This is a genomic window from Variovorax sp. GW531-E2 (assembly GCF_059423125.1).
On the sequence record NZ_JBWKXQ010000010.1, the window covers coordinates 37,521 to 63,866 of the forward strand.

Annotated in this window: 24 protein-coding genes and 2 pseudogenes; 16 read left to right on the top strand and 10 right to left on the bottom strand. The window is 62.3% G+C overall.

Translation table 11 applies throughout. From position 1 onward, the window contains the following. The first annotated feature begins 45 nt into the window (after positions 1-45). On the top strand, positions 46-3,213 hold the full coding sequence (locus AC07XP_RS09085; protein ID WP_495264418.1) for an efflux RND transporter permease subunit: 3,168 nt from the start codon (positions 46-48) through the stop codon (positions 3,211-3,213). Positions 3,214-3,453: 240 nt separating this feature from the next. Here AC07XP_RS09085 and AC07XP_RS09090 read toward each other — a convergent pair whose 3' ends face one another. The 4 genes and pseudogenes from AC07XP_RS09090 to ttcA (AC07XP_RS09105) all read right to left on the bottom strand — a co-directional run. Then, the gene (locus AC07XP_RS09090; protein WP_495264419.1) at positions 3,454-4,146 is read right to left on the bottom strand and encodes a Crp/Fnr family transcriptional regulator; all 693 of its coding nucleotides are present in this window, start codon (positions 4,144-4,146) and stop codon (positions 3,454-3,456) included. Between the two features lie 45 nt (positions 4,147-4,191). Continuing rightward, entirely contained in the window at positions 4,192-4,842 is a 651-nt protein-coding gene (locus tag AC07XP_RS09095; RefSeq protein WP_495264420.1) for a histidine phosphatase family protein, read from the bottom strand. 22 nt (positions 4,843-4,864) lie between these two features. Continuing rightward, positions 4,865-5,461 (bottom strand): DUF4136 domain-containing protein, encoded by a 597-nt coding sequence (locus tag AC07XP_RS09100; protein WP_495264421.1) that lies wholly within the window; start codon positions 5,459-5,461, stop codon positions 4,865-4,867. Between the two features lie 134 nt (positions 5,462-5,595). Further along, positions 5,596-6,288: pseudogene (ttcA, locus tag AC07XP_RS09105) on the bottom strand (tRNA 2-thiocytidine(32) synthetase TtcA); the annotation flags it as partial. A gap of 129 nt (positions 6,289-6,417) precedes the next feature. On the opposite strand from ttcA (AC07XP_RS09105), the gene ttcA (AC07XP_RS09110) reads away from it, so the two are divergent. Next, positions 6,418-7,371 carry a tRNA 2-thiocytidine(32) synthetase TtcA gene (gene ttcA, locus AC07XP_RS09110; protein WP_495264422.1) on the top strand — a complete coding sequence of 318 codons (954 nt, stop codon included), beginning with the start codon at positions 6,418-6,420 and terminating at the stop codon, positions 7,369-7,371. Positions 7,372-7,484: 113 nt separating this feature from the next. Here the strand turns inward: ttcA (AC07XP_RS09110) and AC07XP_RS09115 are convergent, their stop codons facing one another. The 4 genes from AC07XP_RS09115 to AC07XP_RS09130 all read right to left on the bottom strand — a co-directional run bounded on the left by AC07XP_RS09115 (position 7,485) and on the right by AC07XP_RS09130 (position 13,163). Then, a complete protein-coding gene (locus AC07XP_RS09115) occupies positions 7,485-7,904 on the bottom strand; it encodes a hypothetical protein (protein ID WP_495264423.1) in 420 nt (139 codons plus the stop codon). Continuing rightward, positions 7,885-10,071: a hypothetical protein gene (locus AC07XP_RS09120; protein WP_495264424.1), complete on the bottom strand. Its 2,187-nt coding sequence runs from the start codon at positions 10,069-10,071 to the stop codon at positions 7,885-7,887. Before AC07XP_RS09120 ends, AC07XP_RS09115 begins: the two co-directional genes overlap by 20 nt. Positions 10,072-10,367: 296 nt before the next feature. Further along, positions 10,368-11,867 carry a site-specific integrase gene (locus tag AC07XP_RS09125; protein ID WP_495264425.1) on the bottom strand — a complete coding sequence of 500 codons (1,500 nt, stop codon included), beginning with the start codon at positions 11,865-11,867 and terminating at the stop codon, positions 10,368-10,370. A 12-nt stretch (positions 11,868-11,879) separates the two neighbouring features. After that, positions 11,880-13,163 carry a site-specific integrase gene (locus AC07XP_RS09130; protein WP_495264426.1) on the bottom strand — a complete coding sequence of 428 codons (1,284 nt, stop codon included), beginning with the start codon at positions 13,161-13,163 and terminating at the stop codon, positions 11,880-11,882. On the opposite strand from AC07XP_RS09130, the gene AC07XP_RS09135 reads away from it, so the two are divergent. Together AC07XP_RS09135 and AC07XP_RS09140 are read left to right on the top strand one after the other, a co-directional pair. Further along, a complete protein-coding gene (locus AC07XP_RS09135; protein WP_495264427.1) occupies positions 13,162-13,386 on the top strand; it encodes a hypothetical protein in 225 nt (74 codons plus the stop codon). The genes AC07XP_RS09130 and AC07XP_RS09135 overlap by 2 nt on opposite strands. 96 nt (positions 13,387-13,482) lie before the next feature. After that, positions 13,483-14,049, top strand: a pseudogene (locus AC07XP_RS09140) (FTR1 family iron permease); the annotation flags it as partial. Positions 14,050-14,171: 122 nt separating this feature from the next. Here the strand turns inward: AC07XP_RS09140 and AC07XP_RS09145 are convergent. Beyond that, positions 14,172-14,447 carry a metal/formaldehyde-sensitive transcriptional repressor gene (locus tag AC07XP_RS09145; RefSeq protein ID WP_495264428.1) on the bottom strand — a complete coding sequence of 92 codons (276 nt, stop codon included), beginning with the start codon at positions 14,445-14,447 and terminating at the stop codon, positions 14,172-14,174. Between the two features lie 62 nt (positions 14,448-14,509). On the opposite strand from AC07XP_RS09145, the gene dmeF reads away from it, so the two are divergent. The 12 genes from dmeF to AC07XP_RS09205 all read left to right on the top strand — a co-directional run bounded on the left by dmeF (position 14,510) and on the right by AC07XP_RS09205 (position 25,445). Continuing rightward, on the top strand, positions 14,510-15,499 hold the full coding sequence (dmeF, locus tag AC07XP_RS09150) for a CDF family Co(II)/Ni(II) efflux transporter DmeF (protein WP_495264429.1): 990 nt from the start codon (positions 14,510-14,512) through the stop codon (positions 15,497-15,499). A 47-nt stretch (positions 15,500-15,546) separates the two neighbouring features. Next, positions 15,547-15,672: a YHYH domain-containing protein gene (locus AC07XP_RS09155; RefSeq protein WP_495264430.1), complete on the top strand. Its 126-nt coding sequence runs from the start codon at positions 15,547-15,549 to the stop codon at positions 15,670-15,672. Between the two features lie 137 nt (positions 15,673-15,809). Next, positions 15,810-16,085, top strand: a complete 276-nt coding sequence (locus tag AC07XP_RS09160) for a metal-sensing transcriptional repressor (RefSeq protein WP_431509917.1) — start codon at positions 15,810-15,812, stop codon at positions 16,083-16,085. Continuing rightward, the gene (locus tag AC07XP_RS09165) at positions 16,082-16,570 is read left to right on the top strand and encodes a hypothetical protein (protein ID WP_495264431.1); all 489 of its coding nucleotides are present in this window, start codon (positions 16,082-16,084) and stop codon (positions 16,568-16,570) included. The genes AC07XP_RS09160 and AC07XP_RS09165 overlap by 4 nt, the downstream gene beginning before the upstream one ends. Before the next feature lie 79 nt (positions 16,571-16,649). Beyond that, positions 16,650-17,777: an efflux RND transporter periplasmic adaptor subunit gene (locus AC07XP_RS09170; protein ID WP_495264432.1), complete on the top strand. Its 1,128-nt coding sequence runs from the start codon at positions 16,650-16,652 to the stop codon at positions 17,775-17,777. Position 17,778: 1 nt separating this feature from the next. Continuing rightward, positions 17,779-20,883: an efflux RND transporter permease subunit gene (locus AC07XP_RS09175; RefSeq protein ID WP_495264433.1), complete on the top strand. Its 3,105-nt coding sequence runs from the start codon at positions 17,779-17,781 to the stop codon at positions 20,881-20,883. After that, the gene (locus tag AC07XP_RS09180; protein ID WP_495264434.1) at positions 20,876-21,178 is read left to right on the top strand and encodes a DUF3240 family protein; all 303 of its coding nucleotides are present in this window, start codon (positions 20,876-20,878) and stop codon (positions 21,176-21,178) included. The genes AC07XP_RS09175 and AC07XP_RS09180 overlap by 8 nt, the downstream gene beginning before the upstream one ends. Beyond that, on the top strand, positions 21,175-22,413 hold the full coding sequence (locus AC07XP_RS09185; protein WP_495264435.1) for a TolC family protein: 1,239 nt from the start codon (positions 21,175-21,177) through the stop codon (positions 22,411-22,413). Before AC07XP_RS09180 ends, AC07XP_RS09185 begins: the two co-directional genes overlap by 4 nt. Before the next feature lie 52 nt (positions 22,414-22,465). Then, positions 22,466-23,269 carry a HupE/UreJ family protein gene (locus AC07XP_RS09190; protein WP_435467357.1) on the top strand — a complete coding sequence of 268 codons (804 nt, stop codon included), beginning with the start codon at positions 22,466-22,468 and terminating at the stop codon, positions 23,267-23,269. A 24-nt stretch (positions 23,270-23,293) separates the two neighbouring features. Then, positions 23,294-23,644: a DUF6488 family protein gene (locus AC07XP_RS09195; RefSeq protein WP_495264436.1), complete on the top strand. Its 351-nt coding sequence runs from the start codon at positions 23,294-23,296 to the stop codon at positions 23,642-23,644. Between the two features lie 58 nt (positions 23,645-23,702). Next, entirely contained in the window at positions 23,703-24,071 is a 369-nt protein-coding gene (locus AC07XP_RS09200; RefSeq protein ID WP_495264437.1) for a hypothetical protein, read from the top strand. 51 nt (positions 24,072-24,122) lie between these two features. Beyond that, on the top strand, positions 24,123-25,445 hold the full coding sequence (locus tag AC07XP_RS09205; protein ID WP_495264438.1) for an MFS transporter: 1,323 nt from the start codon (positions 24,123-24,125) through the stop codon (positions 25,443-25,445). Positions 25,446-25,899: 454 nt separating this feature from the next. On the opposite strand, the gene AC07XP_RS09210 is transcribed toward AC07XP_RS09205, so the two are convergent. Continuing rightward, a complete protein-coding gene (locus tag AC07XP_RS09210; protein ID WP_495264498.1) occupies positions 25,900-26,289 on the bottom strand; it encodes a YkvA family protein in 390 nt (129 codons plus the stop codon). Between the last annotated feature and the right edge of the window lie 57 nt (positions 26,290-26,346).

Consider the following 26,346-nt stretch of genomic DNA (forward strand, 5'->3'; position numbering starts at 1 on the left):
CGCTCCCAAGGCGAATACCGCAGCGCGAAGCGCGGAGGTTGCCGAATGAACATCTCCGAGCTCTGCATCCGCCGTCCGGCGATGACGGTGCTGCTGTCGGCGGCCGTCGTGGTCATCGGCATCTTTGCGTACTTCAGCATCCCGGTGGCGGCGCTGCCCAGCTACAACACGCCGGTCATCAACGTCAACGCGCAGCTGCCGGGCGCCAGCCCCGACACCATGGCGAGTTCGGTCGCGCTGCCGCTCGAAAAGCAGTTCTCGACCATCCCCGGCCTGCAGACCATCAGCTCGGTGAACACCCAGGGCGTGAGCTCGCTCACGCTCGAATTCGTCAGCAGCCGCGACATCGACGCCGCCGCGGTCGACGTGCAGGCCGCGCTGCTGCGCGCCCAGCGCCAGCTGCCGCAAGAACTGACGCAGCTGCCTTCGTACCGCAAGGTGAACCCGGCCGACGCGCCGGTGCTGTTCATCGCGTTGATCTCGCCGTCGATGAACCCGTCGGAGCTCAACGACTACGCTGAGAACCTGATTTCGCCCACGCTCTCGACCATCGACGGTGTGGCGCAGGTGGGCGTGTACGGGCGCAAGGCCTTCGCGGTGCGCATCAAGGCCAACGCCGACCTGCTCAACGCGCGCAACATCACGCTCGACGAGCTGGCCAAGGCCGTGAACTCGGCCAACGCCAACACGCCGGTCGGCACGCTCGACGGCCCGCGCCAGACGCTCACCATCCAGGCCAACCGCCAGCTCATGAAGGCGGCCGACTTCGCCAAGCTGATCATTGCCCAACGCAACGGCGCGCCGGTGCGGCTGGATGAAGTGGCCACGCTCGAAGACAGCTTCGAGTCGGTCAAGACCGCCAGCAGCTTCAACGGGCAAGACTCGATTTCGCTGGCCGTGCAGCGCCAGCCCAATGCCAACACCGTGCAGGTGGTGGACGCGGTGCGTGCGCTCATCCCGCGCTTCAAGGCCGAGCTGCCGCAGTCGGTCGAGATCCACATGGTCAACGACCGCTCGCTCTCGATCCGCGAGGCGGTGCACGACGTGCAGCTCACCTTGCTGGGCACCATCGCGCTGGTGGTGCTGGTGATCTTCCTGTTCCTGCACCGGCTGGTGGCCACGCTGATTCCGGCGGCCACCATCCCGATCTCGCTGATCGGCGCCGTGGCGCTGCTGTACGCCTTCGGCTACAGCCTGGACAACGTCTCGCTGCTGGGCATCACGCTGGCCGTGGGCCTGGTGGTGGACGACGCCATCGTGGTGCTCGAAAACATCATGCGCTACGTCGAGAAGGGCATGGAGCCGATGGCCGCCGCCCTGCGCGGTGCGCGCGAGGTGGGCTTCACCATCGTGTCGATCTCGATCTCGCTGGTGGCCGTGTTCATCCCGATCTTCTTCATGCCGGGCGTGATCGGCCTCTTGTTCCACGAGTTCGCCGTGGTGGTGGCGCTGGCCGTGTTGGTGTCGGCCGTGGTGTCGCTCACGCTCGTGCCCATGCTCGCGAGTCGGCTGCTCAGGCACGTGCCGCGCAAGGCCGGCGCGCTCGACCACGAAGAAGAGCACCCCGAGCCCGGCACGGCGATCGGCCGTGCCTTCGAGCGCGGCTACCGCGCCGTGCACGGCGGCTACATGCGCACGCTCGACTGGACGCTCGGGCACCGCGCGCTGATGCTGGTCATGGCGGGGCTGACCTTCGTGGTCACGGCCTGGCTCTTCGTCAGCATTCCCAAGGGCTTCTTCCCCGAGGAAGACATCGGCCAGATCCAGATCACCACCGAGGCGGCCGAAGACATTTCGTTCACCGCCATGAAGGCGCTGCAGGACCGCGTGGCCGCCGCGCTCAAGGCCGACCCGAGCGTGGACTACGTGAGCTCCTTCGTCGGCGTGGGCGGCCCGACCGCCACGCAGAACTCGGGCCGGCTGTTCGCGGTGCTCAAGCCGCGCAGCGAGCGCCCCAAGATGGCCAAGGTGCTCGAGTCGCTGCGCCAGCGCTTCCGCGAGATTCCGGGCATTGCCGTCTACATGCAGCCGGTGCAGAACCTGCGCCTGGGCGGACGCCAGAGCAAGGCGCGCTTCCAGTACACGCTGCAGAGCGTGAACGCCGGTGAGATGGTGCCGTGGTCGACGAAGCTCATGGAGCGCATGCGCGCCGACCCCGACTTCCGCGACGTGACCAGCGACTCGCAGAACCGCGGCCTGCAGGCCACGCTCGAGATCGACCGCGACAAGGCCGGCGTGCTCGGCGTGGCCGTGGGCGACCTGCGCACCGCGCTGTACAACGCGTATGGCGACCGCCAGATCGGCAGCATCTACGGCGCCAGCAACACCTACCAGGTCATCCTGTCGGCGGCCGACAGCGACCGCCAGTTCGAGGAAGACGTGGCGCGCCTGTCGGTGCGCAGCACCACCGGCAAGCTGGTGCCGCTGTCGGCTTTCTCGACCGTCAAGCGCACCGTGGGGCCGACCTCGGTCAACCACCAGGGCCAGCTGCAGGCGGTGACGGTGTCGTTCAACCTCGGCCCCGACGTGCCGCTGGGCAACGCGACCGCGAAGATCGACCGCTTCAAGGACGAGCTGAAGATGCCGCAGTCGATCATCACGACCTACGGCGGCGACGCGGCGGTGTTCCAGAGTTCGCAGGGCAGCCAGGCCGTGCTGCTGGTGCTCGCGGTGCTGGTCATCTACGTGCTGCTGGGCGTGCTGTACGAGAGCTACATCCACCCCCTCACCATCCTGGCGGGCCTGCCCTCGGCGGCGGTGGGGGCGCTCATCTCGCTGAAGCTCTTCGGTTTCGACCTCACGCTGATCGCGACCATCGGCATCCTGCTCTTGATCGGCATCGTGAAGAAGAACGCGATCATGATGATCGACTTCGCGCTCGACGCGCAGCGCACCGAGGGCATGCAGCCGGTCGACGCGATCCGCGAAGCCTGCCGGCTGCGTTTCCGTCCGATCCTGATGACCACGTTGGCCGCGCTGATGGGCGCACTGCCGCTCGCGCTGGGCCTGGGCGCCGGCGCCGAGCTGCGCCAGCCGCTGGGCGTGGCGGTGGTGGGCGGGCTGATCTTCTCGCAGGTGATCACGCTGTACATCACGCCCGCGATCTACCTGGCGCTCGACCGCTACAGCGGCAGCGGGCCGATGGTGGAGTTGCCGGGCGAGGCGAAGGCCGAGGCTGCAGCTGCTGGCGGTCACGCCGCCTCGCACGCCTGACGGCGATTCAAAAGATGCCGGATGGCCATGAGCGTGAGCCACCCGGCCAGGAAGGACTTGTGCAGTCCCGCGTGACGCCACACCCGGACCATCGCCCATTGAAGGCGCTCCGGCCTCTCTCCTCAACGGCTCTCTCCATTCCCTCCGCCGCTGCTCTTCCCATGTGTGTGACGGGATGAATGATCGCGAGGGGGAGAGGGTGTCGACGGTATCCAGCGATACAGGACGTGGGCTTTTTCCTTACGGTGTTGCATCACGGAAACAACGCAAGGCCCGCGCATCCGGGATGGTGACCTGCCGGGCCCGCGTTTCAATGAGCCCCTGTCCCGCCAGCGCATTCAGCGTGCGCGTGACGGTGACGCGGCTCAAGGCCGTCATGGCGCCGATCTGCTCGTGCGTCAGATCGACGGTGAGCTTGTTCGATGCCTGCGTCGATGGCGGGCGCGCCACCCGCAGCAGCAAGTCGATGACGCGCTCCTTGGGCGCCGCCGAGGCCACCCCGGCCAGCTTGGCGACGATCATGTGGTTCTTGAAGCCGAGCAGCTGGATCAATGAGGTCGCGAGTTCGGGCAGCGCCGAAAACTGCTGCGCGACATCCGCCGGGCGATAGCGGCTGAGAAGGGCCGGCGCGACCGCCCGGGTCGTGGTCGGCCGGGGGCTGTCGGCAAACGCCGGGCCTTCGCCGAAGATCGCACCCGGCCCGAAGATCTCGAGCAGGAACTCCGCGCCGTTGCTTCGGTGGACCGTGGAATGCACGAAGCCCGATCGCAAGAGATAGAAGTAGTCGTGCCGTTCGCCTTCGCGCGCAATGGTGTCGCCGGCCCCCAGGGTGACGAAGCTTCCCAGGTGCGTGGCGTCGATCCACGGCGCGGACAGCGACTGGGAGGCGTCCCAGCTGGCGTAGGCCGAGGGCGTGGAATTCGTTCTTTTCATGGGAGCGTCTTGCCCGGGGCGGAGAAAGGCAAGCGGCTCACCCCACTAGGTCGTGGTCTCGTCCAGCGGCGCGTCCGTCGCCAGGTGCGCGATGTCGCTCCAGCCAACGAGGCTGAAGCCCTCGGGCGTCCACAGCATGCGGTTGATGGCCGCGTTGCCGAGCTGCCAGGTGCGCGGCGCCTGCAACTCCTGGCGCGTGGCGGCGCGGTAGAGCACGTCCATCACGCCGCCGTGGGCCACCAGCACCACGAGCTGGCCCGGGTGGCGCGCGGCGATGGCTGAGGCGGTGCCGGTCACGCGGTCGCGGAAGGTCAGCAGGCTCTCGCCGCCGCCTTCGGGCTCGAACTCGGGGTCGCGCTCGCGCCAGCGGCGGGCGTCCTCGGGCAGCGTGGCCTCGATCTCGGCGAAGCTCATGCCCTCGAAGCGGCCGAAGGCACGCTCGCGCAGGCCCAGGTCGGGCTGCACGGCGACGCCGTGGGGCTCGGCGATGGCCTGGGCGGTCTGCCAGGCACGCGAGAGGTCGCTGGCATAGACCGCCGCGATCGGCTCGTCGGCCAGCGCCTGCCCGGCGCGCTGCGCCTGCCAGAGGCCGGTGGCATTGAGGCCGATGTCGAGGTGGCCCTGGATGCGGGTGTCGACGTTCCAGGCGGTTTCGCCGTGGCGCACGGCGATCAGGCGGGTGAGATTGGCTTCCATCCGTCCGAATTCTAGAAGTGCGTCATTTCTTGGCGGCCGGCGTGAGCTCGATGTTCACGCGGCGCTCGCCCGGCGGCGGGTTCGGAAAGCCCTGCAGCGCGGCCTCGAACATCACCGGCAGGATCGCCGCGCTCGAACTGTAGGGGCCGTCGTTGCGCGCGCGGGTCTCGTACACCACGCGGTGGCTGCCGCCCGCCTCGCGCAGCACGAGGCTCACTTCGCGCTGGTACCAGGGGTTGGCCGGCGGCGTGAACATCGGGCCGCCGTACCAGCCGCTGCCATACCAGCGGTGGCCGTAGTAGCCGCCGTAGCCGTAGCCCCACGGGCCGGGCCCGTACAGCCACGGATCGGCCCAGGGCGACAGCGCCGCCGTGACGCGCGCGCCGATCTGCGCCGTGTACTGCGGCCGGACGTCGTCGCGGCGCAGGCCGACCTTGTCGAGCGCGGCCGCGGCCATGGCCTCCAAGTCTTCCTGGCGCGCCGTGTCGGCCTGCTGCGAAGGCAGGCGCTCGAAGCGGTAGGTGGCACCGGGCGGCACGGTCGTGCCCGGCGTGGCAAAGCTCTTGACGTTGCTGTCGACCACCCAGGAGGTGGCGCAGCCGCTCAGGGTTGCTACCAAAAATAGAGCTGAAAACGCACGATACATAAGGGTCTCCGGGCCTGCGGCCCTCAAAGTCCCCTGGGTTGCCCGAGTCAGCCTTGAACGATGCGCAAGGCCGAGGGTGCCTGGGAGAGCAGGTCGAAAGCGGGCGTGTCGAAGGCCTTGTCGCCGTTCTCGTCGGCCACGCCCGTCGCCTTCAGACCCTGGAAGTCGTGCAGCGTTCCGTCCAGCAGGTGCGAAGGCACGACGTTCTGCAGCGCGGTGAACATGTTTTCCACGCGGCCGGGGTACTTCTTGTCCCACTCGCGCAGCATCTCGCCGACCTGCTTGCGCTGCAGGTTTTCCTGGCTGCCGCACAGCGTGCAGGGAATGATCGGGAACTCGCGGTGCTGCGCCCAGCGCACGGTGTCTTTTTCGGCCACGTAGGCCAGCGGACGGATCACGATGTGCTTGCCGTCGTCGCTCACCAGCTTGGGCGGCATGCTCTTCAACTTGCCGCCGAAGAACATGTTGAGGAAGAAGGTCTGCAGCATGTCGTCGCGGTGGTGGCCCAGCGCGACCTTGGTGGCGCCCAGCTCGTCGGCCACGCGGTACAGGATGCCGCGGCGCAGACGGCTGCACAGGCCGCAGGTGGTCTTGCCCTCGGGAATGACGCGCTTGACGATGCTGTAGGTGTCCTGGTTCTCGATGTGGAAGGCCACGCCGAGCTCGCTCAGGTACTTGGGCAGCACCTCTTCGGGGAAGCCGGGCTGCTTCTGGTCGAGGTTGACCGCGACGATGTCGAAGTGGATGGGCGCACGCGCCTTCATCTTGAGCAGGATGTCGAGCAGCGCGTAGCTGTCCTTGCTTATCGGACGTAGAGCCCATCAAGAACATGCTTTCTCTGAGGCCTTCGAGAGGGACGGGTCGTAGCGGCGAAGGCGTGATCCTTTACAGCCGCTGAATTTTGTCAAGAAAAGTCGCTAGGACGGCCAATGTTTACATCGGAGGGCGTTGCTGACAAGTCTTCCCTACAATTCCACGAAAGGTTCTCTATGAGTGTTGAATTTAATAAGCTGCGCAAGCGCATCCGCCGACTCGCCGGCCAAGCTGTCGTTGACTACGGGATGATCGAGGAAGGTGACCTCGTCATGGTCTGCCTGTCGGGTGGAGCAGACAGCTACACCATGCTGGACAGCCTTCTTTACCTCCGGGAAGTCGCTCCGATCAATTTTGATGTTGTAGCGGTCAACCTTGACCAAAAGCAGCCAGACTTCCCGGAGGACATCCTTCCCGCATATTTGACTCAGTTAAACGTTCCGTTTCGCGTCATTGAGGAAGACACCTACTCCATTGTCAAAGAGAAGGTACCTGAGGGAAAAACGACTTGCGCTCTTTGCTCAAGGCTGCGGCGCGGCATCCTCTACCGGACCGCCGTGGAATTGGGTGCGACCAAGGTAGCTCTGGGTCATCATCGAGACGACATTTTGGAGACGCTGCTTCTCAACATGTTTTTCGGTGGAAAGCTGAAAACCATGCCGCCGAAGCTGGTCTCGGACGACGGAAGAAATGTAGTCATTCGCCCACTCGCGTATTGCAACGAGCGAGACATCAAGGCCTACTCGGCGGCGATGAATTTCCCGATCATCCCTTGCAATCTGTGCGGCTCTCAGCCCAACCTTCAACGCAGAGCAATGAAGGAAATGATTCAGGAATGGGATCGACGCTTCCCGGGGCGCTCCGACAACATGTTTCGTGCGTTGACAGATGTGGTGCCGTCGCACCTGCTCGACCGAAAGTTGCATGACTTCAACACGCCAGCGAAGGTGACCGGCGAACTGGACGATGTCAGCAACTGGCTCGCTGCGCCGAATGAGCCTTCGGAAGTCGGCGCGGCCCCGATCCGGCTCATGCCTGGTATTTCAACAATCGGTAGTTCAGCTAGCTGATCGGGGAGCTTGGCGCCCGAATGGGGATCGACGAGCGCATGAACACAACAACCCGGGCGAAGCGTAGAGGAATACAGTTCCGCGTCGTCTGGCAGCGTCTCCAGATTGGCTTTCTACCTATCTTCTCGCCTTCTGCGCGTATTACTGGGCAATGGAAGAGCCAGCAGCCCGATGCCACCGGGCAGTAGGGACACGTTGTGGACTAGCTGCATGTGACGCAACTGAAGTGCAGCTTGTTTCGCAGACAGGTCGGCAACCTTCAGTTCCAACTCAATAACTCGCTTCGCGTACCAAGTCCGACTGTGCTGGGGAGCGCTCGAGCGCTCAGCATCAGGTTTCTTTGCTGCCTCGTATGCGTTGTAGATGGCCTCATTCGCGCTGAGCGATTGGCGCGACCACACGTCTGAAGCCTTGAATTTCTTGGCAATTTGCTTCCTTAGTGAATCCCAGGTCAATCGCTGCTTGGTCGGCCATTCTTTCAAGATGACGACGATCGCCGTTTCGGCCCTCCGATTAATTTTCGGCATTCCCATGGTCATCTCTTTCCGGCGGCGTGCCGACATGTTTCTCATGAAGCCGAGACGTGAGCTCGGACAGGCCCAGAGCCGCTGGCGCCGCATCGAACGTCACGATCGTGCCTGGTGCAATTGAGGGGTCATTCTCCACAGCGAAGATCTCTTCACAGCGAGCGCGAACCCATTCGTGTTGTCTGATGTGGCGCTCGATCGGCTTCTTCAGGCCCCCGCTCGATCGCAACTTTTTGCGTCCCTCCGCGATCATGTGGACCGAGTGCTGATGCATTTCTTTGATGATCGGCAAGCGCTTCTTGTCCCCTTTCATCCAGACGTGGTGGCCACACCCCATGCAGTCGCCATGCTGTTCACAAGGGTTGAGAGACCAAGATGTTGAACATCCCCCCACTTCCGTGATTTGCTTGGGTGTAGCTCTTTCAAAGAGAAAGATTTTTCGATCTACTACTTCAATTGTTCGAGCGGCGTTCGCAACAGGGCCGGTCACACTAAAGTCGACTGCCGGATCAAACCCCTCGATAGAGCCGCTCACGATCTCTGCTGGGGTGCGCAAATCGTAATGTGCCGACTGCGTGCCTGACGTTCGTCCCGCAAGTAGATCAAGGTATTGCTCGCTCACTCCCAACGTTAGCGCTCGCGTTTGAAGATAGGCTCGTGTGTCGTGAAGGGTGAACGATGGATATTCTCCATTCGAAAGTTTGATGTTCAGTGTCGCGAAGAGTCTTGGAGGTTTACCCAAGCGCACGCTAATCCATCTGAGAAAGCGAGAATGCGTGACGACAACCGGGCGCCACCAAGCTCGCTTCCGCGCCAAGTGATCAGTTTCCTGATCAATCTGGCCATCAAACGCAGCGCAGAGGACCTCGTCGAGCCGCGTCTTTTTGTCTCTGGATGAGTAAGGCCAGTGAGGGAATCTTGCCTTCTTGAAGTCCGCCAAAAGTCTGCTACGCAACTCTTCAACGCTGGAAAAACAGGAAAGACTTCGCCCAGCCACCAGAAAAGCCAGTTCGATTCCGATCTTCTGTCCTTCGTTTGCAGAGATCGAGTTGAGTAAGTAGTCCCGATCAATGAAGATATCTTTTTCAAGCAGTTGAACTTCACCGGGCAATTTGGCCCCGATGACCCTGAACAGCACGCTCAGATCGAGGTGTGATAGGTAGATTCGCCCTGAGACTTGAGATCTGGTCTGCTGCGGGAAGAAGTCTTGGGGATGGTTCACGCCACGTAGCGTGCGCAGCTTGACGCAGATGACCTTCGAGATCTTGTCGTAGAGCGAAGGGTATTCACGAGCCATTAGATCCACGGCACTGACGGGTACATATGGGTCAGTCTTTCTGGTGCCGAACGGAGGTCTTCTGAAGTACGACTGCGAAAAATCGCTCTGCAGGTGGTCCGGGATATACAGCTGATTGATCTTTTCGAAGCTACCGAAGTTCTCAATGTAGTATTTGAACGCTGCTCTTGCGTCCGCTGAGAAATTGGCGGCGACCTCGAACAGTTCCTGGGCAAGAGCCTCGAGTTGTTTCGGGATAGGAAGTTCTTGGTACAGATCGGTCTTGGGTCGATGAATTGATATCCGAACCCTTCCGTCAACGCTCCTGAGGGCGTCGGGGTGGAGCTGCAATAGATCCGATAGACGCATCGACACGGTTGTGAAGGGCAACGCTACCAATGCGGCCATTGAGGTAACTTCGTGCGCCGGACCGAAGCGCTGTTGCGCGGAGCGGTATGCCAGTCCAACAGCAGCTACGACTTCATTCGGTAGCCGCCTGGACTGGCTCTTCTTCTGCACATCTTCATCAAGAAGTTGTGCTTTCCGTTTCGTCGGCATGGGCACCTTGGACTTGAAGGTGAAACGAGTTGCCAGCAGGCCGAATCCGTATTGGCCAAACCTGAAGCTTTTCGTGTGATGGCCACCCTGCAACATGCCTGCAATCAAGTCCAACTCGCGTCCAGTATCGTATTTGACAGATACGCAATCTGATCCGCCAGTCAAGGCTTGTTCGGCGAGGGCGAAGGTCGCACGCGTCAGCAAGCTTGGGTCGTTGTTTCCAGAGTTGAGCTGGCGCAGGGCCCAGTCTAGAAGCTCCAGGGTGCGGGCGATCGTCTTCGGTGTCCCTCTCAGATTGCGGTAGATGACCATCACATTGATGTATGTCTTCGCAAACATGAGAAAACGGTCTCCACCAACCATTGCCTCTGGGTCGGTAATCTTGGGCGGCCCTGTTCGAGTACGAATGAATATCTTCCGTGCCCTCGCGCGGTGCTCGAGTTTTATGAGCGGTAGTCGTGTGGTCTTGTCACCCGCTTTCAGACGATGTGGAGCCATCGCAAACCATGGAACACTTGGGTCATAACCTTGCTCGTGCACAGCGTCAAAACCTGCGACTCCACCGGGGCATCCCCACCTGAAAAACTCCTCAAATCTGTCAGGGCCTGCAGCAGTCTGGCTTCTGAAGAGCGGAACTACTCCTTGCATTCGTTTTCCCTTCTGCGCTCACAGATTTCCATGACTTGCTTCACCGCGGAGATGATGTTGTCGTCTCTTTGAATCGTTTCCACTGGCAATAGCATCAGCACTTTCCTTTCTCGCGCCTTCTCCATCTTCGCTAGAACTTGATCGTGCGGTCCATCTACGAAGGCCTTGAACCGCGGACAGATATAGCAACCATCGGGAGCTAAAACGCCGCATAGTTCATCTCCGCATCCGCCCAGGCTGTCGTTCAACTCGGCGTCGAGGATGAGGTTGTCTTCAGGTATGGACTTCTCGGTGCCAGCATCCAATACCGAGCCTCTGAACGCGTTTATCACAAGCACGAAGTGCGGATCCATCTGCCGTTCAAACGCATCAGCCATTTCGTCGGTCAAGTTGACGTAGCGCGTGAGCGAGCCAGATGTGGTGTGAAAGGCCGCCTGCCTGAGGACCTCCAATGGCGCACCTAAGATTGCCAGATGGGTGAGTTTGGTGTGTTTGAATCGCCTGGTGAAAAGATCGAGGTCACGCAGTTCTGCAATGTGGTCTGTGATGCGCCCTCGAGTGCGAACTATCAGAGACGTGATGCCGATGGTTCGCTTCTGCAGGAAAGGAGCTTGCTTGTTGATGTTGATGCAAAAGAGAGGCTGATCTGGAGGAAGGTTGCCGCCGGAGAGCTTTTCCATCCAGGCCAGATGATCGCGAAGAGCCACGTGTACAGCCTCCGAGACGGTCACATTCATCATCCTTGAACGGCTCGGCTTTCCCTGGAGCTTGACCAAGGGCACCGCGAGAGTTTTGACGGACAACGAAACATCCTTGACCCTTAGGAGTTGCATTTGGGAAGGCCGCAAAGCCTCGGAGATCATCAGACGCCAAAGCAGGTTCTGCTGCGGGTTGAACTTCCCGTCGATGTACAAGTCGTCCACTTGCCGATGAATCGCGCGAATCTTTTCGATCGTGAATGGTCGCTCATGTGTCTTCCTTGCCTGAATCTCGATGGAGGTCGCGCTCTTCGGTGATTGAGAGGTCAGAATGTGAGCCTTGAGATCCGGGGCGATGCCTGGATAGCCGAGACGTATCCAATACCTCAACAAGCTCCTGAGCGTCTTCAGGTCATTTGGAGACGATTGCCGCGCTTCCTCCATGTACATCTTCAGCGTGATGGATGCAGCTCTTTTGGCGAGATTCAGCCTTCTGAGCATCCGTTCAAAACGAGAGAACCACTGGAGCCCGGTGGAGACTTTGCGCTTGCCGTCCAGGGCATCCAGAACCACTGCGTAATAAATGGTCGCTGTGGCGGGCGTCAGAAGATCTTCGACATCCCTGAGCCGGAAAGCGACTTCTATGCCGCCAGTTGTGGGAAGCAACATGCCATCCAAATTTACGCGGATGAGTCGCGACTCGTCGTCGATGATCCTGATGTGGGTTGGAAGACCTTCGGGGAAGATTTCATCGCTCCCGACGACGAACTCGGTGTATGGGCCGTACATGCCGCAACCTCGTCAGGAAATGATGCGGTCTCTTTGCTGAACGAGTTCAGCCGAGCGTTCTTCGATTGCACGAGCGGCGTATCGATCCGGCATTGTTGATTTCGTAGACCATCGACCTCGTTGGATCACGATTTCACGAGCGTCACGGCCTTTTGACGTCGCAGTCTTGTATACGTGATTGAGGTTGGTGTGTCGCAGGACGTGAGGCGAGATGGTGGATGGGAGCGATTCGAAGGATTTGAGTTTGGCGAGTATGCGATTCAGGTTCCTTCGACCGAGAGGGCTTCCTTCGTACTTGCCCTCATGGTTCACAAACAGAAAGGGTGTCGTAGAGTTTGATTTGAAGACGGCCGCTTCACGATCGCCAACGACGTACTCAATGAGTTTGGTCGCGAGTGATGTGGAGATCGGCACCAAGCCACCCCCCGTCTTGCAAGCCGGTTCGTGCAATCGAGTGTCGGCGGGATCGTTCTGCGCTTCGACGACCTTGATGCATCCGGTGAAGTGCCCAGGTTTGTATTCCCACGACTCAATCAGATCTACACAGCAGAGCTTGAGTAACTCTCCCGCCCTGAGGCCTGACTCGTGGAGTGTTTCCACGATCAAGCTGTCGCGCCGCCCCGTTGGAGTTTGAGGAAATGGGCCACCGTTCCCGAGGGCTCTCTCAAGGCTGCTCCGTTGTTCGTCGTTCAACGAGCGCACCTCTACAGAATCGTCGCCAGTGGCGATGTGCTTATGAAATTCCATTCGAATGCTCTGCGCGCTGGCCTCGAGCATTCGATGCTCCTCCGCGGTGAGTTCCAACCGAGGATCGCATTCCTTCGTTAGCCATGCAACATAGTTTCCGGTGGTCCTGATGCGGCGGTTTGACGTGCCGAATTTGACTGCTTTCCCGGTTGCCAACAGAGCGAAGGTGGAGGATTCGTCTTGTAGGGCGGTCGCGAGCTTGTCGGCTGACAGGCATGCCCAACGGCAGTACTCAGTAATTTCTCTGTTCGTCAGTGCACGTATGCCGGCAAGCACGCGACTTTCTGGACTGATGAAGGGCGCTTTCGCTTTTCTCGAAGCTTCAGCACGCCTTGTGCGAAGCAACTGCCATTCGAGAAAGAACGCGAGATCTAAAAGAACTGCGATCTGGGTATTCAGCGGTTTCTGGCCGAATTCGTCGAGCAAAAAAGCTACTGCAAGCTCGTGCTGCAACTCGGTTTCGCGGTCGACAAGAACAACGCGGCGAACGGCATCACTGCCATCCGGCAATGTGTCCAACAGCAATTCAATTCGGAAACGAAGCGTCATGGCCGAAACCTTACAAAAAGCGGTTCGTTTCAGCAACAAGATTGAGGAATGGCTTGGGGGCGAAGGCTTCTTTCGCCTCGGAAATCTTGTCAAACACGGCTGGAATCCGATAAGTGCGTTCTCTGCGGAGCAGGAACTTCTGCCGAAAGAGGATGTGGTCGGAGCCACGGCGGTGGACGTGCGATCACGACAGTGGCGCGTCGAAGTTTGGGATGTCAGTTGATTGCGACAGGCTTGGACGGCTGGCAATCGGCACTTGGGCAGAGCAAAAGAGGAGGCTGGGTAGCATGGGGTCGTCATGGACGCTGCACTGCAGCCCGGTGAAGACGATGCGCTCACCACCTTTCTGGCGGCATTGACCATCTTGCTGCGCGAAGGTTTGGAGGCGCTGCTGGTGGTCGTCGCGATGATTACGTTCCTGCGCAAGGCCGAGCGCCAGGATGTCTTGCGCTACGTGCATGCCGGGTGGGTTCTGGCTCTTGCGGCTGGCGGACTCACTTGATTCGCTGCCACGTACCTGGTCAGCGTCAGTGGCGCGGGCCGCGAACTCACTGAGGGGTTCTCGTCCTTGTTTGCCGCTATCGTCCTACTCGGGGTCGGCATGTGGATGCATCAGAAGAGCGTCGCAGGACGCTGGCAAATTTACCTCAAGGAGAAGCTTTCAAACGCCTTGAACCAGCGTACGGCATGGTTCTTGTTTTCGCTGGCATTCATCGCGGTCTATCGCGAAGTCTTCGAGACAGTGCTTTTCTTCGCCGCACTCTGGACCAACGGCAATGGCTTGCCGTTGCTCGTCGGCCTCGCTGCTGGGTTTGTGGCGCTGGGAGCCATCGCGTGGGTTCTGCTGCGCACCAGTGCACGGCTGCCGATTGGGAAGTTCTTCGCGCCTTGGGATCTATCCGTCCTGGTAGACCGTAAGCGCCCAACTCGCGGTTCTGGCTGTGGCACTCACTGGATTCGTCACGAACCTGCGGCCCCAGCGCGCGCGCTGAAGTTGAGGATGCCCGCCTATTTCAGATAGGAACGAACTGCGGCCAGCACAGCATCGATGTCGCTCTCGCGCTGATCCTGGCTCACGTCTTGAGCACCCAAGTGCTCCCGGATGTGCCCCTCCAGCACTTCCGACATGAGGCCGTTCACCGCGCCACGGATCGCGGCGATCTGCTGAAGGACAGCCATGCACTCGGCATCCGTGTCGAGCGCGCGCTCAAGCGCACCTGCTTGGCCTTTGATGCGACGTACCCGCGTCAACAGCTGTTTTTTCCCTTTGGTGGTGTGTGCCATTGGGTCATTCTAAGTCGAGTGAATATACTGGGGGGTAGTATTAAGGCTTGCCGGACAGAAATATGCAAAACTCGTACGCGGCTCAGGGCTGGCAACATTCGCACGTCTTCGACGAAGGCAATCCGCTGGCGGAACGAAACACGCGGTGGGCCGTAGCGCTGACCGCGGTCATGATGGTGGTTGAGATTGCTGGTGGCTGGGTCTACAACTCCATGGCGCTCTTGGCCGATGGCTGGCACATGAGTTCGCACGCCTTGGCGCTTGGCCTTTCGGTCGTGGCTTATGCCGCAGCCAGACGTTTCGCCGGAGACGGCCGCTTCGCGTTCGGCACCTGGAAGATCGAGGTTCTCGGTGGCTACAGCAGCGCTATTCTTCTGGTCTTGGTAGCTGCACTGATGCTCTACCAATCTGTCGAGCGCCTTGTCTCGCCGACAGCCATCCACTACGACGAAGCCATTGCGATTGGCGTTGCAGGACTGCTTGTGAATCTGGCCTGTGCCTGGTTATTGCGCGGCGGCCATCAGCATGGCCACGATCATGGGAGTCATGACCATGGCGCCCACCACCACCATGATCTGAATCTGCGCTCGGCCTACATGCACGTCTTGGCCGATGCTGCCACTTCGGTCCTGGCGATCGTCGCACTGTTCGGCGGCAAGCTGTGGGGCGCGAGTTGGCTCGATCCAGTCATGGGTATCGTGGGCGCTGGGCTGGTGGCCATCTGGGCCTATGGATTGCTGCGCGATTCCGGCCGCGTGTTGCTTGATGCCGAGATGAATTCACCTGTCGTCGCAGAAATCAAGGAAGTCATCGAGGTCAGCCCGGTCAAGGCGACCATCTGCGACCTGCATGTTTGGCGGGTGGGAAAGGGCAAGTACGCGTGCATCGTGTCGCTGGCGACCGCCCAAGACGTGGATCCGGACTACTTCAAGCGCCAACTGCGTATTCACGAAGAACTGGTCCACATATCGGTCGAAATAAACCGACACCACTCTTTGGTGACCAACACGGATTTTGTGCCCCCGGGACAAACCCCTAATGGCAAGGTGTGATAGTCGTTGAGACTCGGCCTTGCCCGCTTTGGGGTGAGGAGAACGAAATGAAGAAGATCGCATTCGCGTTGGTCGCATTGACGTTGAGCCTTGGGGCCTGGGCCCATTCCGGTGGTACGGACAAGAACGGCTGCCATCAGGAAAAGGCAACTGGCACGAGGCACTGCCACTGAGTCGTCGATTCCGAGCGAGCAAGAGCCCAGAAGGACTCTGGCTCGCCATGTCGATGAGTGGTTTCCCGCCACAACAAATTCCCCTTCGCAGCGTGCCTCTTTCGACCGTTTCGCATCCCCCCTGATAGGATGCGGCGGTGCACGGCGAACACCTCCACCAAAGTCATCCTGATCTCGTCAAGCGCCTGAAGCGCGCAGACGGGCACCTGCAAAACGTCATCGAGATGATGGTGAGCGGGCGCGACTGCGCGGACATCGCACAGCAACTGCACGCGGTCGAAAAAGCAATCAGCGCAGCCAAGAAACTGCTGATTCACGATCACCTGGATCACTGCCTCGAGGAAGTCGCAGCGTCGCCCCGCGACTTCGGTAAGGCCATCGCCAACTTCAAAGACATCACGAAGTACCTGTGAGCGCGAACATCGCCCAGCTGTCGAGGTCCATCGCCCCCGCCAAGGCTGGGGTGATGCTGCTCGTGCGCTGGTTGCTGGTGCTGGTCATCGCCGTGGACCTGATCAGTTCGCCATTCCACGCGCATCACCACGAAAGCGGCCCGGAAGGCTACTCGAGCCACGCCGGCCAGCTGGATGTGGGCCACTCGTCCTTCGAGCAAGTGGCTCAAGACGACGACCATTCGCTGCATGTCGATTCGGACAACACGGATCACGGTGGCGGGCACTCGATGTCGGCGCTTCAAGGCACCCCGATCCAGCTCGCCAGTCCGGACTCCGCGCCGAAGCTTCTGGCGCTTGTGCCGCTGTTCGTTTTTTTCGGGCTCGTCACACAGCCCGTGGCCGAAGCGCTGGTGCGCTGGCGCCCTGATCGAGAGCGGGTGCCCATTCCGCTGTTCCGAACCGTTCCTCCTGACGGCCGCGCGCCGCCCTCACTCCACGTTTGAAGCCCTGGCAGCGCCATAGCGCGCAGCCTTCTCCTCGTCGCCTGACTGCGCGACGGGATCGCTTTCTCGTGGAGTTTCTATGTCCTATTTGCTCGCCCGCCGCGCCGCGCTCGGCTGCGCGTCCAGTTTTCTCATGGTGGCCAGCGCCGTTGCGGCGACGCCATCGAACGCCGAATTCCCGGTGTCCGCCGCACAGATGCAGGCCCTCGGCATCACGCTTGCGCCGCTGGAAAAGCCATCGGCGATCAGCGGCATGGCCTATCCCGCCCGCGTGGTGGTGCCCCCCAGCGGCAACCAGGTCATCAGCGCCCCGTTCGGTGGACGGGTCGAAGAACTCCTCGTCGACGAGCAGCAGCCCGTCAAGGCCGGCCAGCCGCTGCTGCGCCTGAGCAGCCCGGAGTACGGCGACCTGCAGCTCAAGTTGCTGGAGGCGGCCAGCAAGGCCAGGCTCACCGGCCAGACGGCCGCACGCGAACGCCAGCTCTTCTCCGAGGGGATCATTCCGGAGCGGCGTGTCCAGGAAGCCAATGCCGCCAATCAGGAGGCCGCGGCCCGCCTGCGGTTTGCCGAAGCCTCCTTGCGCCTCGCCGGGGTCGATCCCGCAGCCATCCGCAAGATGGGTGACGCTGGCAACCTGCAGGACGGCCTCGTCGTGCGGGCCAGAAGCACCGGGACGGTGGTCGGTCTCGACGTGAAAGCCGGGCAGCGCGTGCAAGGTTCGGATTCCCTGCTGCGCCTGGTCAACACGGCGCAGCTCTGGCTCGACATCCAGATCCCATCCGACCGTCAACAGCAGGCCCTCTCGAGCAAGTCCGCCGGCTCGATCACGGTGGTCGGGCGCGAAGCCAGCGCGACGCCGATGTCGGTTGGTGCCACGGTGAGCGACAACCAGACGGTCACGCTGCGCGCTCGGGTGGTGGGCGGCGGCGAGCTGCTGCGCCCCGGCGAAGTCGTGCAGGTCAAGGTCCCGTTCGCAGAGAACACCGCCGGCTGGGCGCTGCCTCTGCCAGCGATTGCCCGCCAGGACGACAAGGCCTACGTGTTCGTCCGAACCGAAAAGGGCTTCGTCGCGCAGCCGGTCAATGTCATCTCCAGCGCGGGCCAGTCGGTCCAGGTCACGGGCAATCTGCGCGCCGGCCAGCAGGTTGCGACCGGCTCCGTGATCGCACTGAAGGCGGCATGGCTCGGCAAGAGCGGAAGCAATTGACATGCTCAACTGCCTTGTTCAGTTCGCGCTGTCACAGCGCCTGTTCGTGCTGCTCGCAACCGCTCTGCTTGCAGGCTTCGGCTGGTACGCCTTCCGCAATCTGCCGATCGATGCCTTCCCCGACGTGTCCAGCACGCAGGTGAAGGTCATCATGAAGGCGCCCGGCATGACGCCGGAAGAAATCGAGAGCCGCATCGCCGGCCCGATCGAGGTCGAGATGCTCGGCATCCCGCAGCAGCGCATGCTGCGCTCGGTGTCCAAGTACGGCCTAGTGGACGTGACGGTGGACTTCCAGGACGGCACCGACATCTACTGGGCCCGCCAGCAGGTGTCCGAGCGCCTGGCCAACATCTCGGCCGATCTGCCCGCCGGCATCAGCGGCGGCATGGCGCCCGTCACAACACCGCTCGGCGAAATGTTCATGTTCACCGTCGAGGCCGACGGGATGTCGCTGGAGGACCGGCGCAGCCTGCTCGACTGGGTGATTCGTCCGGCCCTGCGCGCGGTGCCGGGCGTCGCCGACGTGAACGCGCTGGGCGGCAAGGTGCGCAGCTTCGAGGTGGTGCCGGACCCCGTCAAGCTCTCGGCACTCGGCGTATCGACTGCGCAGCTCAAGAGCGCCATCGAAGCCAACAACCGCAACGACGGCGCAGGCCGGCTCGGCGAAGGCGGCGAAGTGCTGCTGGTGCGCAGCGAAGGAAACATCAAGACCGCGGACGACCTGCGCGCGATCGTGGTCAGCCGCAAGGACGGCAACCTCGCGCGGCTGGGCGACGTGGCGCAGGTGCGCGACGGCAGCGTCACGCGCTACGGTGTCGTGACCAAGGACGGCAAGGCTGAAGCGGTCGAGGGCCTGGTGCTCGGACTGGCAGGCGCCAATGCCCAGAAAGTGGTCGAAGGCGTGACGACGAAGCTCGCGGAGCTCAAGCCCACCCTGCCCAAGGGCGTGGAGATCAAGGTCTTCTACAACCGCGCCGAGCTCGTGAAGAAGGCCGTCGGCACGGTGTCGACCGCACTCATCGAGGCGACGATCATCGTGCTGGTGCTGCTGGGCGCCTTCCTCGGCAACGTGCGCGCGGCCGTCGCGGTTGCCGTGATCCTGCCGCTGTCCGCGTTGAGCACCTTCATCCTGATGCGCGCCGTGGGCATGTCGGCCAACCTCATGAGCCTGGGCGGCCTGGCCATCGCGCTGGGCATGCTGGTGGATGCCGCGGTCGTGGTGGTCGAGAACATCGTGCAGCACATCAGCCGCGAGAAGGAAGACAGCAAGCTGCCGCGGCTGCATGTGGTGCTGCGCTCGGTGCGCGAGGTGTCGGTGCCGGTCTCTGCCGGCATCCTGATCATCGTGACCGTGTTCCTGCCGCTGCTGACGCTGCAGGACCTGGAAGGCAAGTACTTCGTGCCCGTGGCGATGACCATCGTGTTCGCGCTGTTCAGCTCGCTCGTGCTGTCGCTCACCATCATCCCGGTGCTGTCGTCGTTCCTGCTGAAGAAAGTCGCGCACGAAGATCCGTGGCTGCCGCGCAAGCTGCTCAAGCTCTACGAACCGGTGCTCGGCTGGGCGCTGGGTCACCAGAAGGTCGTGTTCATCGTGGCTGGCGTCATGCTCGTCGCGGCAGCGGGCGTCTACACCCAGGTCGGCAAGACCTTCCTGCCGGCGATGGACGAAGGCGACATCATCGTGGGCATCGAGAAGCTGCCTTCGGTGAGCCTGGAAGAAACGGCTGCACTGGACCTGAAGATCCATCAGGCCCTCATGAGCCAGATCCCCGAGATCACTGGCGTGGTGGCGCGGGCCGGCTCCGACGAGATCGGACTGGACCCGATGGGCCTGAACCAGACCGACACCTTCCTTGTGCTCAAGCCGCGTGACGAATGGAAGATGGCCAACAAGGACGCGCTGATCGCGCGGATCCGAGAGGTGCTCGATCAGATGCCGGGCATCAGCTACAGCTTCACGCAGCCGATCGACATGCGCGTGTCCGAAATGATCATCGGCGTGCGCGGCGACCTCGCCATCAAGATCTTCGGCCCCGAGCTCGACAAGCTCAACGAGCTGGCGGGTCAGGTCGAGACGCTGATGAAGACGGTCCAAGGCAACCAGGACGTGTACACCGTCGAGAACGATGGCGTGCAGTACCTGCGGGTGGTCGTCGACCGCCTGAGCGCGGGGCGCTACGGCCTGTCGGTGGAAGACGTGCAAGATGCCTTGCGGGTCCAGATCGAGGGCCAGCGCGCCGGCACCGTGATCGACGGCAACCGGCGCATCCCGATCGTGATTCGCGGGCCCGACAGCGTGAAGATCTCGCCGGCGGAGTTTGCGGCCCTGCGCATCACGACGTCCGATGGCCAGAGCGTTCCGCTTGAAAGCTTGGCCACGCTGACGCGCGAGAGCGGCCCGGTGAAGATCGACCGTGAGATGGGCAGCCGCTACAGCGTGGTGATCGCCAATGTCACGGGACGTGACCTGGTCGGCTTCGTCGACGAGGCCAAGGCCAAGGTGGCGGCCGAGGTGAAGCTGCCCACCGGCTATCGCATCAGCTGGGGCGGCCAGTTCGAGAACCAGCAGCGTGCCGCGGCGCGGCTCACCCTCGTGGTGCCACTGGCGATCGGGTTCATCTTCCTGATTCTGTTCACGACCTTCGGTTCGGTGCGCCAGGCCCTGCTGGTGCTCAGCAACATCCCGTTCGCGCTCGTGGGCGGCATCGTCGGGCTCTGGGTTACCGGGGAATACCTGTCGGTGCCGGCCTCGGTCGGCTTCATCGCACTGCTGGGCATCGCGGTGCTCAACGGCGTGGTGCTCGTGAGCTACTTCAACCAATTGCGTGCTGAGGGGCATGACCTGGTCACCTGCGTCACGCAGGGTGCCCGACGGCGGCTTCGGCCGGTGCTGATGACGGCGGCGATCACCGCCTTCAGCCTGGTGCCGTTGCTCTTCACCAGCGGACCGGGCTCCGAGATCCAGCGCCCGCTGGCGATCGTGGTGATCGGCGGCTTGATCACGGCCACCGCTTTGACGCTGATTCTTCTGCCGCTGCTGTACCTGCGGTTCGCCTATGCGCGCGATCAGCGCGACGATCCAACGCTGGAGGTGCGTCATGCATGAGTACTGCCTGAACCTGATCTGCCCGCCCGCGGTCGAGGAGAAATTGCTCGACGCTCTGCTGGAGAGCGAAGGCAGTGAAGTTTTCACCAGCGTTCAGATTCACAGCCACGGCGCCGCGCATGGCCGCTTGAGCGCACAGGAACAGGTCATGGGCCGCAGCCGCGCCATGCAGATCCAGGTCCTGCTGAGCGGGGAGGCCCTGGCGCACCTGCTCGAGCGTCTTCAACGCGACTTTGCTGGCACCGGTATCCGCTACTGGGCCACGCCCGTGGCTTTCGAGGGAGAAATCAAATGAAGTTCTGGACCGGGATCGCAATGATCGCCTGGGCCTTGCCCGTGCTCGCCGAGAACCAGGCGACACCGCCCGACCTGCCTCCCACCGCTTCAGCACGGCAATGGATCGAGCAGGACCCGACCGTCCGCGAGGCCCGCAGCGCCCAGGCGGCCGCGGGCCATTCGGCAGCCATGATTGCCGCGTCGCCGAACGAATGGACCACGCGGCTCGCCGTGCAGCGGCGCAGCTTCGACGAGGGTGGCCCCGCCTCCAAGGAGTGGCACGCGCAGCTCGAGCGCCCCATCCGCATCAACGGCAAGGCGGATCTCGATCGGCAGCTCGGCGAAACGGAGCAGGTCATCGCGCAGGCCAAGGTCGGCGAGGCTGTCCACGAGGCCGCGCGCTCCCTGCTGGACCTGTGGATCGACGGGCTCTCTGCGGCGCAGGCTCAGAAGCTCTTCCTGGAGCAGCAGTCCTTTGCGCAGGCCAACCTGAAGGCCGTGGAAAGCCGCAAGAAAGCGGGCGACGCCTCGGCGCTGGATGTCAGCGTGGCCACGGCCGACTTCGCGGACGTGGAGCGCCAGGCGAGTCTGGCGGCCTCCAACCTCGCCAAGGCGCGGGCCAAGCTGCGCGTTCGGTTCCCGGGTGCCCAGTTGCCCGCGCAGCCGATGGCTGATCCGCGCCCGCCGGCGGAGGCGGAGGCCCGGTGGCTGGAGCGCGTGCTGGAAGCCGCCGATCCATTGCGCATCGCCGAAGGGCAGTTGCGCAAGGCCGAGCTTGCCGCCTCACGTGCCTCGGCCGATCGCGTGCCCGATCCGACCGTCGGTGTCTTCGCAGCGTCGGAGGCTTTCCGCAAGGAACGCATCGTGGGCGTCAGCGTCAGCATTCCGTTGAGCGGCACCTACCGCAACGAGCGCATGAAGCAGGCGCTGCAGGAGGTCGAGGTGGCGCGCGCAGCCGTCGATCGGCAGAAGCGCGAGCTGGAAGCGGCGGTGGCCGAGACCTATGCAGACGCCACCGGCCATCTCGCACGCTGGCAACTCTCCGAACGCGGCGCAACGGCCACCGGCGAGAGCGCGCGGCTCACGCAGCGCGCGTACTCGCTGGGAGAGGCGGACCTGCAATCGCTGCTGCTGGCCCGGCGCCAGTTCCTCGAGGCTTCCCGCGCAGCACTCGAGGCCCGTGCCGACGCGCTGCGTGCGACCTATCGGCTCCTCATCGACGCGCACCTGATCTGGGACCTGGCGCTCGAGTGAGTTCGCTTTGCCTCACCCATTTTCCAAACCCTTGTCCATTGAAAGAGATTTGATGTTGATCCCTCACCGGAAACTCGCGTTGCTGGCGCTCGCTGTGCTGGCGCTGCTGATCGGCCTGCCTTTTGACGTGCTTGCCCACGGCATCTCGGAAGCCGACCGCCAGCGCATGCTCAGCGGCGGCTACCTGCAGTACGTCGGCCTTGGTGCCACGCACATGCTTACCGGCTACGACCACCTGCTGTTCCTGTTCGGCGTGGTGTTCTTCCTCACGAGCTTCAAGGACGTGGCCAAGTTCGTCACCGTCTTCACACTGGGCCATTGCATCACCCTGGTGTTCGCGACGTACTTCAAGATCACCTGGAACTACTACCTGATCGACGCCATCATCGCGATCAGCGTCATCTACAAGGGCTTCGACAACAACGGCGGCTTCCAGAAGTACTTCGACATGAAGTCGCCCAACCTGCTGGTGGCAGTGTTCGGCTTCGGACTGCTGCACGGCTTCGGGTTGTCCACGCGGCTGCAGCAACTGCCGCTCGGCGATGACAGCACCTCGATGCTGATCCGCATCCTGAGCTTCAACCTCGGCGTCGAGATCGGCCAGATCGCCGCGTTGGCCGTGATGGTCGCACTGCTGGCGCTCTGGCGTCATCGCCCATCGTTTCGGCGCTTCAGCTTCGCCGCCAATCTTGCGCTGGTCTACGCCGGCGTGCTGCTGCTGCTCATGCAACTGCATGGCTACCAGCACGACTCAGATCCCAACGGTTTCCGTTTCCCTGACCAAGAGCACAACCACGCGCACGAGGACATGGAGATTGGAAAGACTGCCGATCCTGGCAGGGATTCCCTCGACTAACCATCATCAAGAAAGGATGACTCAATGAAGAAAATCGCGATGGCCCTGGCCTCGTTTGCAGCCCTCGCAGGCGCTGGTTCCACCATGGCCTCGGAGGGCGGCAGCTGCCATTTCCACGGCAACACGCCTGCATCGGAGAAGGTCGCGGTCGATTGCGCCTCCCAGCGCAAGGCTTCGCTCGTCAGCGGCGGCAAGCTCGACAAGAGCTGGGAAGCCGTGAAGGTGGAGAAAGTCGAACAGATCGACGGCAAGAAGGGCAAGGAGTGGAAGGTGAGCTTCAAGAATGCGTCTGTCACGCAAGCCGACAAGAGCACGCTCTACGTCTTCCTCAGCCTGCCTGGCAACTACATCGCCTCGAATTTCTCGGGAAAGTGAAGTCTGCATGGTCCGCGGGCGTGGCGCATGCCGGCCCGCAGGCCGTCGGAGATCGACCATGAATATTCAACGTCGCCGCGCCATGGGTGCGGCTGTCGGCCTCATCGGCGTTGCGCTCGCGGGCTGCGCCACCGTCTACGAGGGAAAGTATCCCTTCAGCGACGGCTGGCGCAAGGCGCGGGTCGAGGAAATTGGCGCCGCCTCGGCGCTGAGCCGGTCCTCTCTGAACGACTGTCGCAGCAGTGCGACGGCCGAACAATTGGCCACGCGGACGTACGCATTGCTGTCCTATGTGGACTTCAACCACCGCAGGACACGCATCGTTGCGTTGTCGCCTGAGGCGCGCTTCGAAAAAGGTGCGCCTGTCTATGTCAAGCTGCGAAGTTGCGCGGGAGACGTGGCGCCACAGATCGCCGCGACTTCCTGATCGTTGCCTGAATCGCCGAGAAAACTCCAAGGAATCAAGAAAAGGCGCTACATGCTGGACGTACTTAGAAACAGAACCTACCGACACCTGTTTTTCGCGCAGGTGATTGCGCTGGTCGGCACCGGCCTCGCGACCGTGGCGTTGAGCTTGCTGGCCTTCGATCTGGCCGGCCCCAACGCTGGCGCTGTGTTGGGCACTGCGCTGGCGATCAAGATGGTTGCGTACATCGGCGTTGCGCCGATCGCCTCGGCTTTTGCCGAACGGCTGCCGCGCCGCGCGGTGCTGGTCGCTCTCGACCTCGTGCGCGCCGTCGTGGCGCTCTCGCTGCCGTTTGTCACCCAGATCTGGCAAATCTACATCCTGATCTTCGTGCTGCAGTCGGCCTCGGCCGCGTTCACGCCCACCTTCCAGGCGACCATTCCCGATGTACTGCCCAAGGAGGAGGACTACACGCGCGCGCTGTCGCTGTCCAGACTGGCCTACGACCTGGAGAGCCTGGCGAGCCCAGCGTTGGCGGCGCTGCTGCTGACCGTCGTGAGCTATCACAGCCTGTTCGGCGGCACTGTCGTGGGCTTCCTGGCTTCGGCCGCACTGGTTGTCTCCGCGGTATTGCCGAAGGCCAAGGTGCCGCCGAAGCGCGGCATCTACGAACGCACCACGCGCGGACTGCGGATCTACCTGGCCACACCGCGCCTGCAGGGCCTGCTCGCGCTGAACCTTGCGATCGCTTCCGGCAGTGCGATGGTGATCGTCAACACCGTGGTGATCGTTCAATCGGGCTTCGGCCTGACACAGACTTCCACCGCAATGGCACTTGCTCTCTTCGGCGCGGGCTCGATGCTCGTGGCATTGGCGCTGCCCAAGCTGCTCGAACGGCTGCCGGAGCGGCGAGTCATGCTGAGTGGCGCAGGGCTGATCGCCGTCGGTCTTCTCGTGGGCTTTGTGGCCGCCACCCGGTATGCGGCATTGCTGCCGTTGTGGTTCGTGCTCGGCCTGGGCTACTCGCTGGCGCAGACACCGTCTGGGCGCCTGCTGCGGCGCTCTTCGCACGAAGAAGACCGGCCGGCGCTCTTTGCCGCGCAGTTCGCCTTGTCGCATGCGTGCTGGCTGATCACCTATCCGCTGGCGGGGTGGCTGGGTGCCACGGCCGGAGTGGCGATGAGCTTTGTCGCGCTAGGCCTGCTGGCGGGCGGTGCAGTATTGCTTGCGGCTTACCTTTGGCGCGAACAGGACACGGCCGAAATCTCGCACAGTCATGACGATCTGCCTCGCGACCACCCGCATCTGCAACAGGCACATTCAACCGGCAACGGTGGTGCACGGCACGCGCACGTCTACGTCATCGATGACGATCATCCGCGCTGGCCATCGTGAGAGTGAAAAATGCGACAACGCGTCACAGCACCGGCTCGCGGTGGTCAATCTGCCGTGACCACTTTGACGTAGAGCTCGACAACCACCCAACCGATCAACGCCGTAGCGCCGATGACCAACAGCACTGAAGCAGCGACTCGCTCGAGTCGCTTGAGCGTCGACCGCAAGGCCGGGCGAGGATCACCATGCAGGCGCTTCATAGAAGTGATTGTTGATCGTTTGACTGTCGATGTAAAAGCCACGCGGGACGAGATGTTTCTTGCCCGGCGGCAGCCAACAGCCCTCTGTACACCACACTACTTAGGCATCACGGAACGTTGGTCCCGTGTAAGCAACTCGCAACAAGCTGCACCGCGGCCCCGCAACACCAGTTGAACCCCCTCATGGTGCTCCCACGCGGTCGTGGCATGAATAGCGTGCCAGGTGCGGCCTAACGTCATGTTCATTGATCGGCCTAGCCTTGTCGAAGCCATCGCCACAACACGACACCGGCACCGACCCAAATCACAAGGATGAGCGCAGCACCCCAAAAACTGCGCGGCTTGCCTTCACCATGGCTCATCCATTCGTCCGTCGTGACGCGGCAATCAGCGAGGACATCCCGAGGCAGCAGTCGGATCGTCAGCCAGATCAGACCGGGCAACAAGAGCACATCGTCCAGATACCCCAGCACGGGAATGAAGTCCGGGATCAAGTCGATCGGGCTGAGAGCGTAGGCGACGACGAATGCAGCAAGCGCCTTTATGTGCCAAGGGGTTTTTGGATGCCGATAGGCGAACCACAGCGTCACCGCATCCCGCTTGACACGCCGGGCCCATTGTTGAATGCCTTGCAGAATTGACAGCGAAGTTCCTTCGGTTGATTACGGTGCACTGATGCTATCAAGCGAAGCCGCGCACCG

What these genes read in the sequence shown, in the direction of transcription:
- AC07XP_RS09180 (WP_495264434.1), top strand. Translation starts at nt 20,876, where the DNA reads ATGCATGAGTACTGCCTGAACCTGATCTGCCCGCCCGCGGTCGAGGAG.
- AC07XP_RS09145 (WP_495264428.1), bottom strand. Translation starts at nt 14,447, where the DNA reads ATGGCACACACCACCAAAGGGAAAAAACAGCTGTTGACGCGGGTACGT.
- AC07XP_RS09090 (WP_495264419.1), bottom strand. Translation starts at nt 4,146, where the DNA reads ATGAAAAGAACGAATTCCACGCCCTCGGCCTACGCCAGCTGGGACGCC.
- AC07XP_RS09195 (WP_495264436.1), top strand. Translation starts at nt 23,294, where the DNA reads ATGAAGAAAATCGCGATGGCCCTGGCCTCGTTTGCAGCCCTCGCAGGC.
- AC07XP_RS09170 (WP_495264432.1), top strand. Translation starts at nt 16,650, where the DNA reads ATGTCCTATTTGCTCGCCCGCCGCGCCGCGCTCGGCTGCGCGTCCAGT.
- AC07XP_RS09120 (WP_495264424.1), bottom strand. Translation starts at nt 10,071, where the DNA reads ATGTTTGCGAAGACATACATCAATGTGATGGTCATCTACCGCAATCTG.
- AC07XP_RS09175 (WP_495264433.1), top strand. Translation starts at nt 17,779, where the DNA reads ATGCTCAACTGCCTTGTTCAGTTCGCGCTGTCACAGCGCCTGTTCGTG.
- AC07XP_RS09125 (WP_495264425.1), bottom strand. Translation starts at nt 11,867, where the DNA reads ATGTACGGCCCATACACCGAGTTCGTCGTCGGGAGCGATGAAATCTTC.
- AC07XP_RS09130 (WP_495264426.1), bottom strand. Translation starts at nt 13,163, where the DNA reads ATGACGCTTCGTTTCCGAATTGAATTGCTGTTGGACACATTGCCGGAT.
- AC07XP_RS09190 (WP_435467357.1), top strand. Translation starts at nt 22,466, where the DNA reads ATGTTGATCCCTCACCGGAAACTCGCGTTGCTGGCGCTCGCTGTGCTG.
- AC07XP_RS09095 (WP_495264420.1), bottom strand. Translation starts at nt 4,842, where the DNA reads ATGGAAGCCAATCTCACCCGCCTGATCGCCGTGCGCCACGGCGAAACC.
- AC07XP_RS09155 (WP_495264430.1), top strand. Translation starts at nt 15,547, where the DNA reads ATGAAGAAGATCGCATTCGCGTTGGTCGCATTGACGTTGAGCCTTGGG.
- AC07XP_RS09205 (WP_495264438.1), top strand. Translation starts at nt 24,123, where the DNA reads ATGCTGGACGTACTTAGAAACAGAACCTACCGACACCTGTTTTTCGCG.
- AC07XP_RS09135 (WP_495264427.1), top strand. Translation starts at nt 13,162, where the DNA reads ATGGCCGAAACCTTACAAAAAGCGGTTCGTTTCAGCAACAAGATTGAG.
- AC07XP_RS09185 (WP_495264435.1), top strand. Translation starts at nt 21,175, where the DNA reads ATGAAGTTCTGGACCGGGATCGCAATGATCGCCTGGGCCTTGCCCGTG.
- AC07XP_RS09085 (WP_495264418.1), top strand. Translation starts at nt 46, where the DNA reads ATGAACATCTCCGAGCTCTGCATCCGCCGTCCGGCGATGACGGTGCTG.
- dmeF (WP_495264429.1), top strand. Translation starts at nt 14,510, where the DNA reads ATGCAAAACTCGTACGCGGCTCAGGGCTGGCAACATTCGCACGTCTTC.
- AC07XP_RS09200 (WP_495264437.1), top strand. Translation starts at nt 23,703, where the DNA reads ATGAATATTCAACGTCGCCGCGCCATGGGTGCGGCTGTCGGCCTCATC.
- AC07XP_RS09115 (WP_495264423.1), bottom strand. Translation starts at nt 7,904, where the DNA reads ATGGGAATGCCGAAAATTAATCGGAGGGCCGAAACGGCGATCGTCGTC.
- ttcA (WP_495264422.1), top strand. Translation starts at nt 6,418, where the DNA reads ATGTTTACATCGGAGGGCGTTGCTGACAAGTCTTCCCTACAATTCCAC.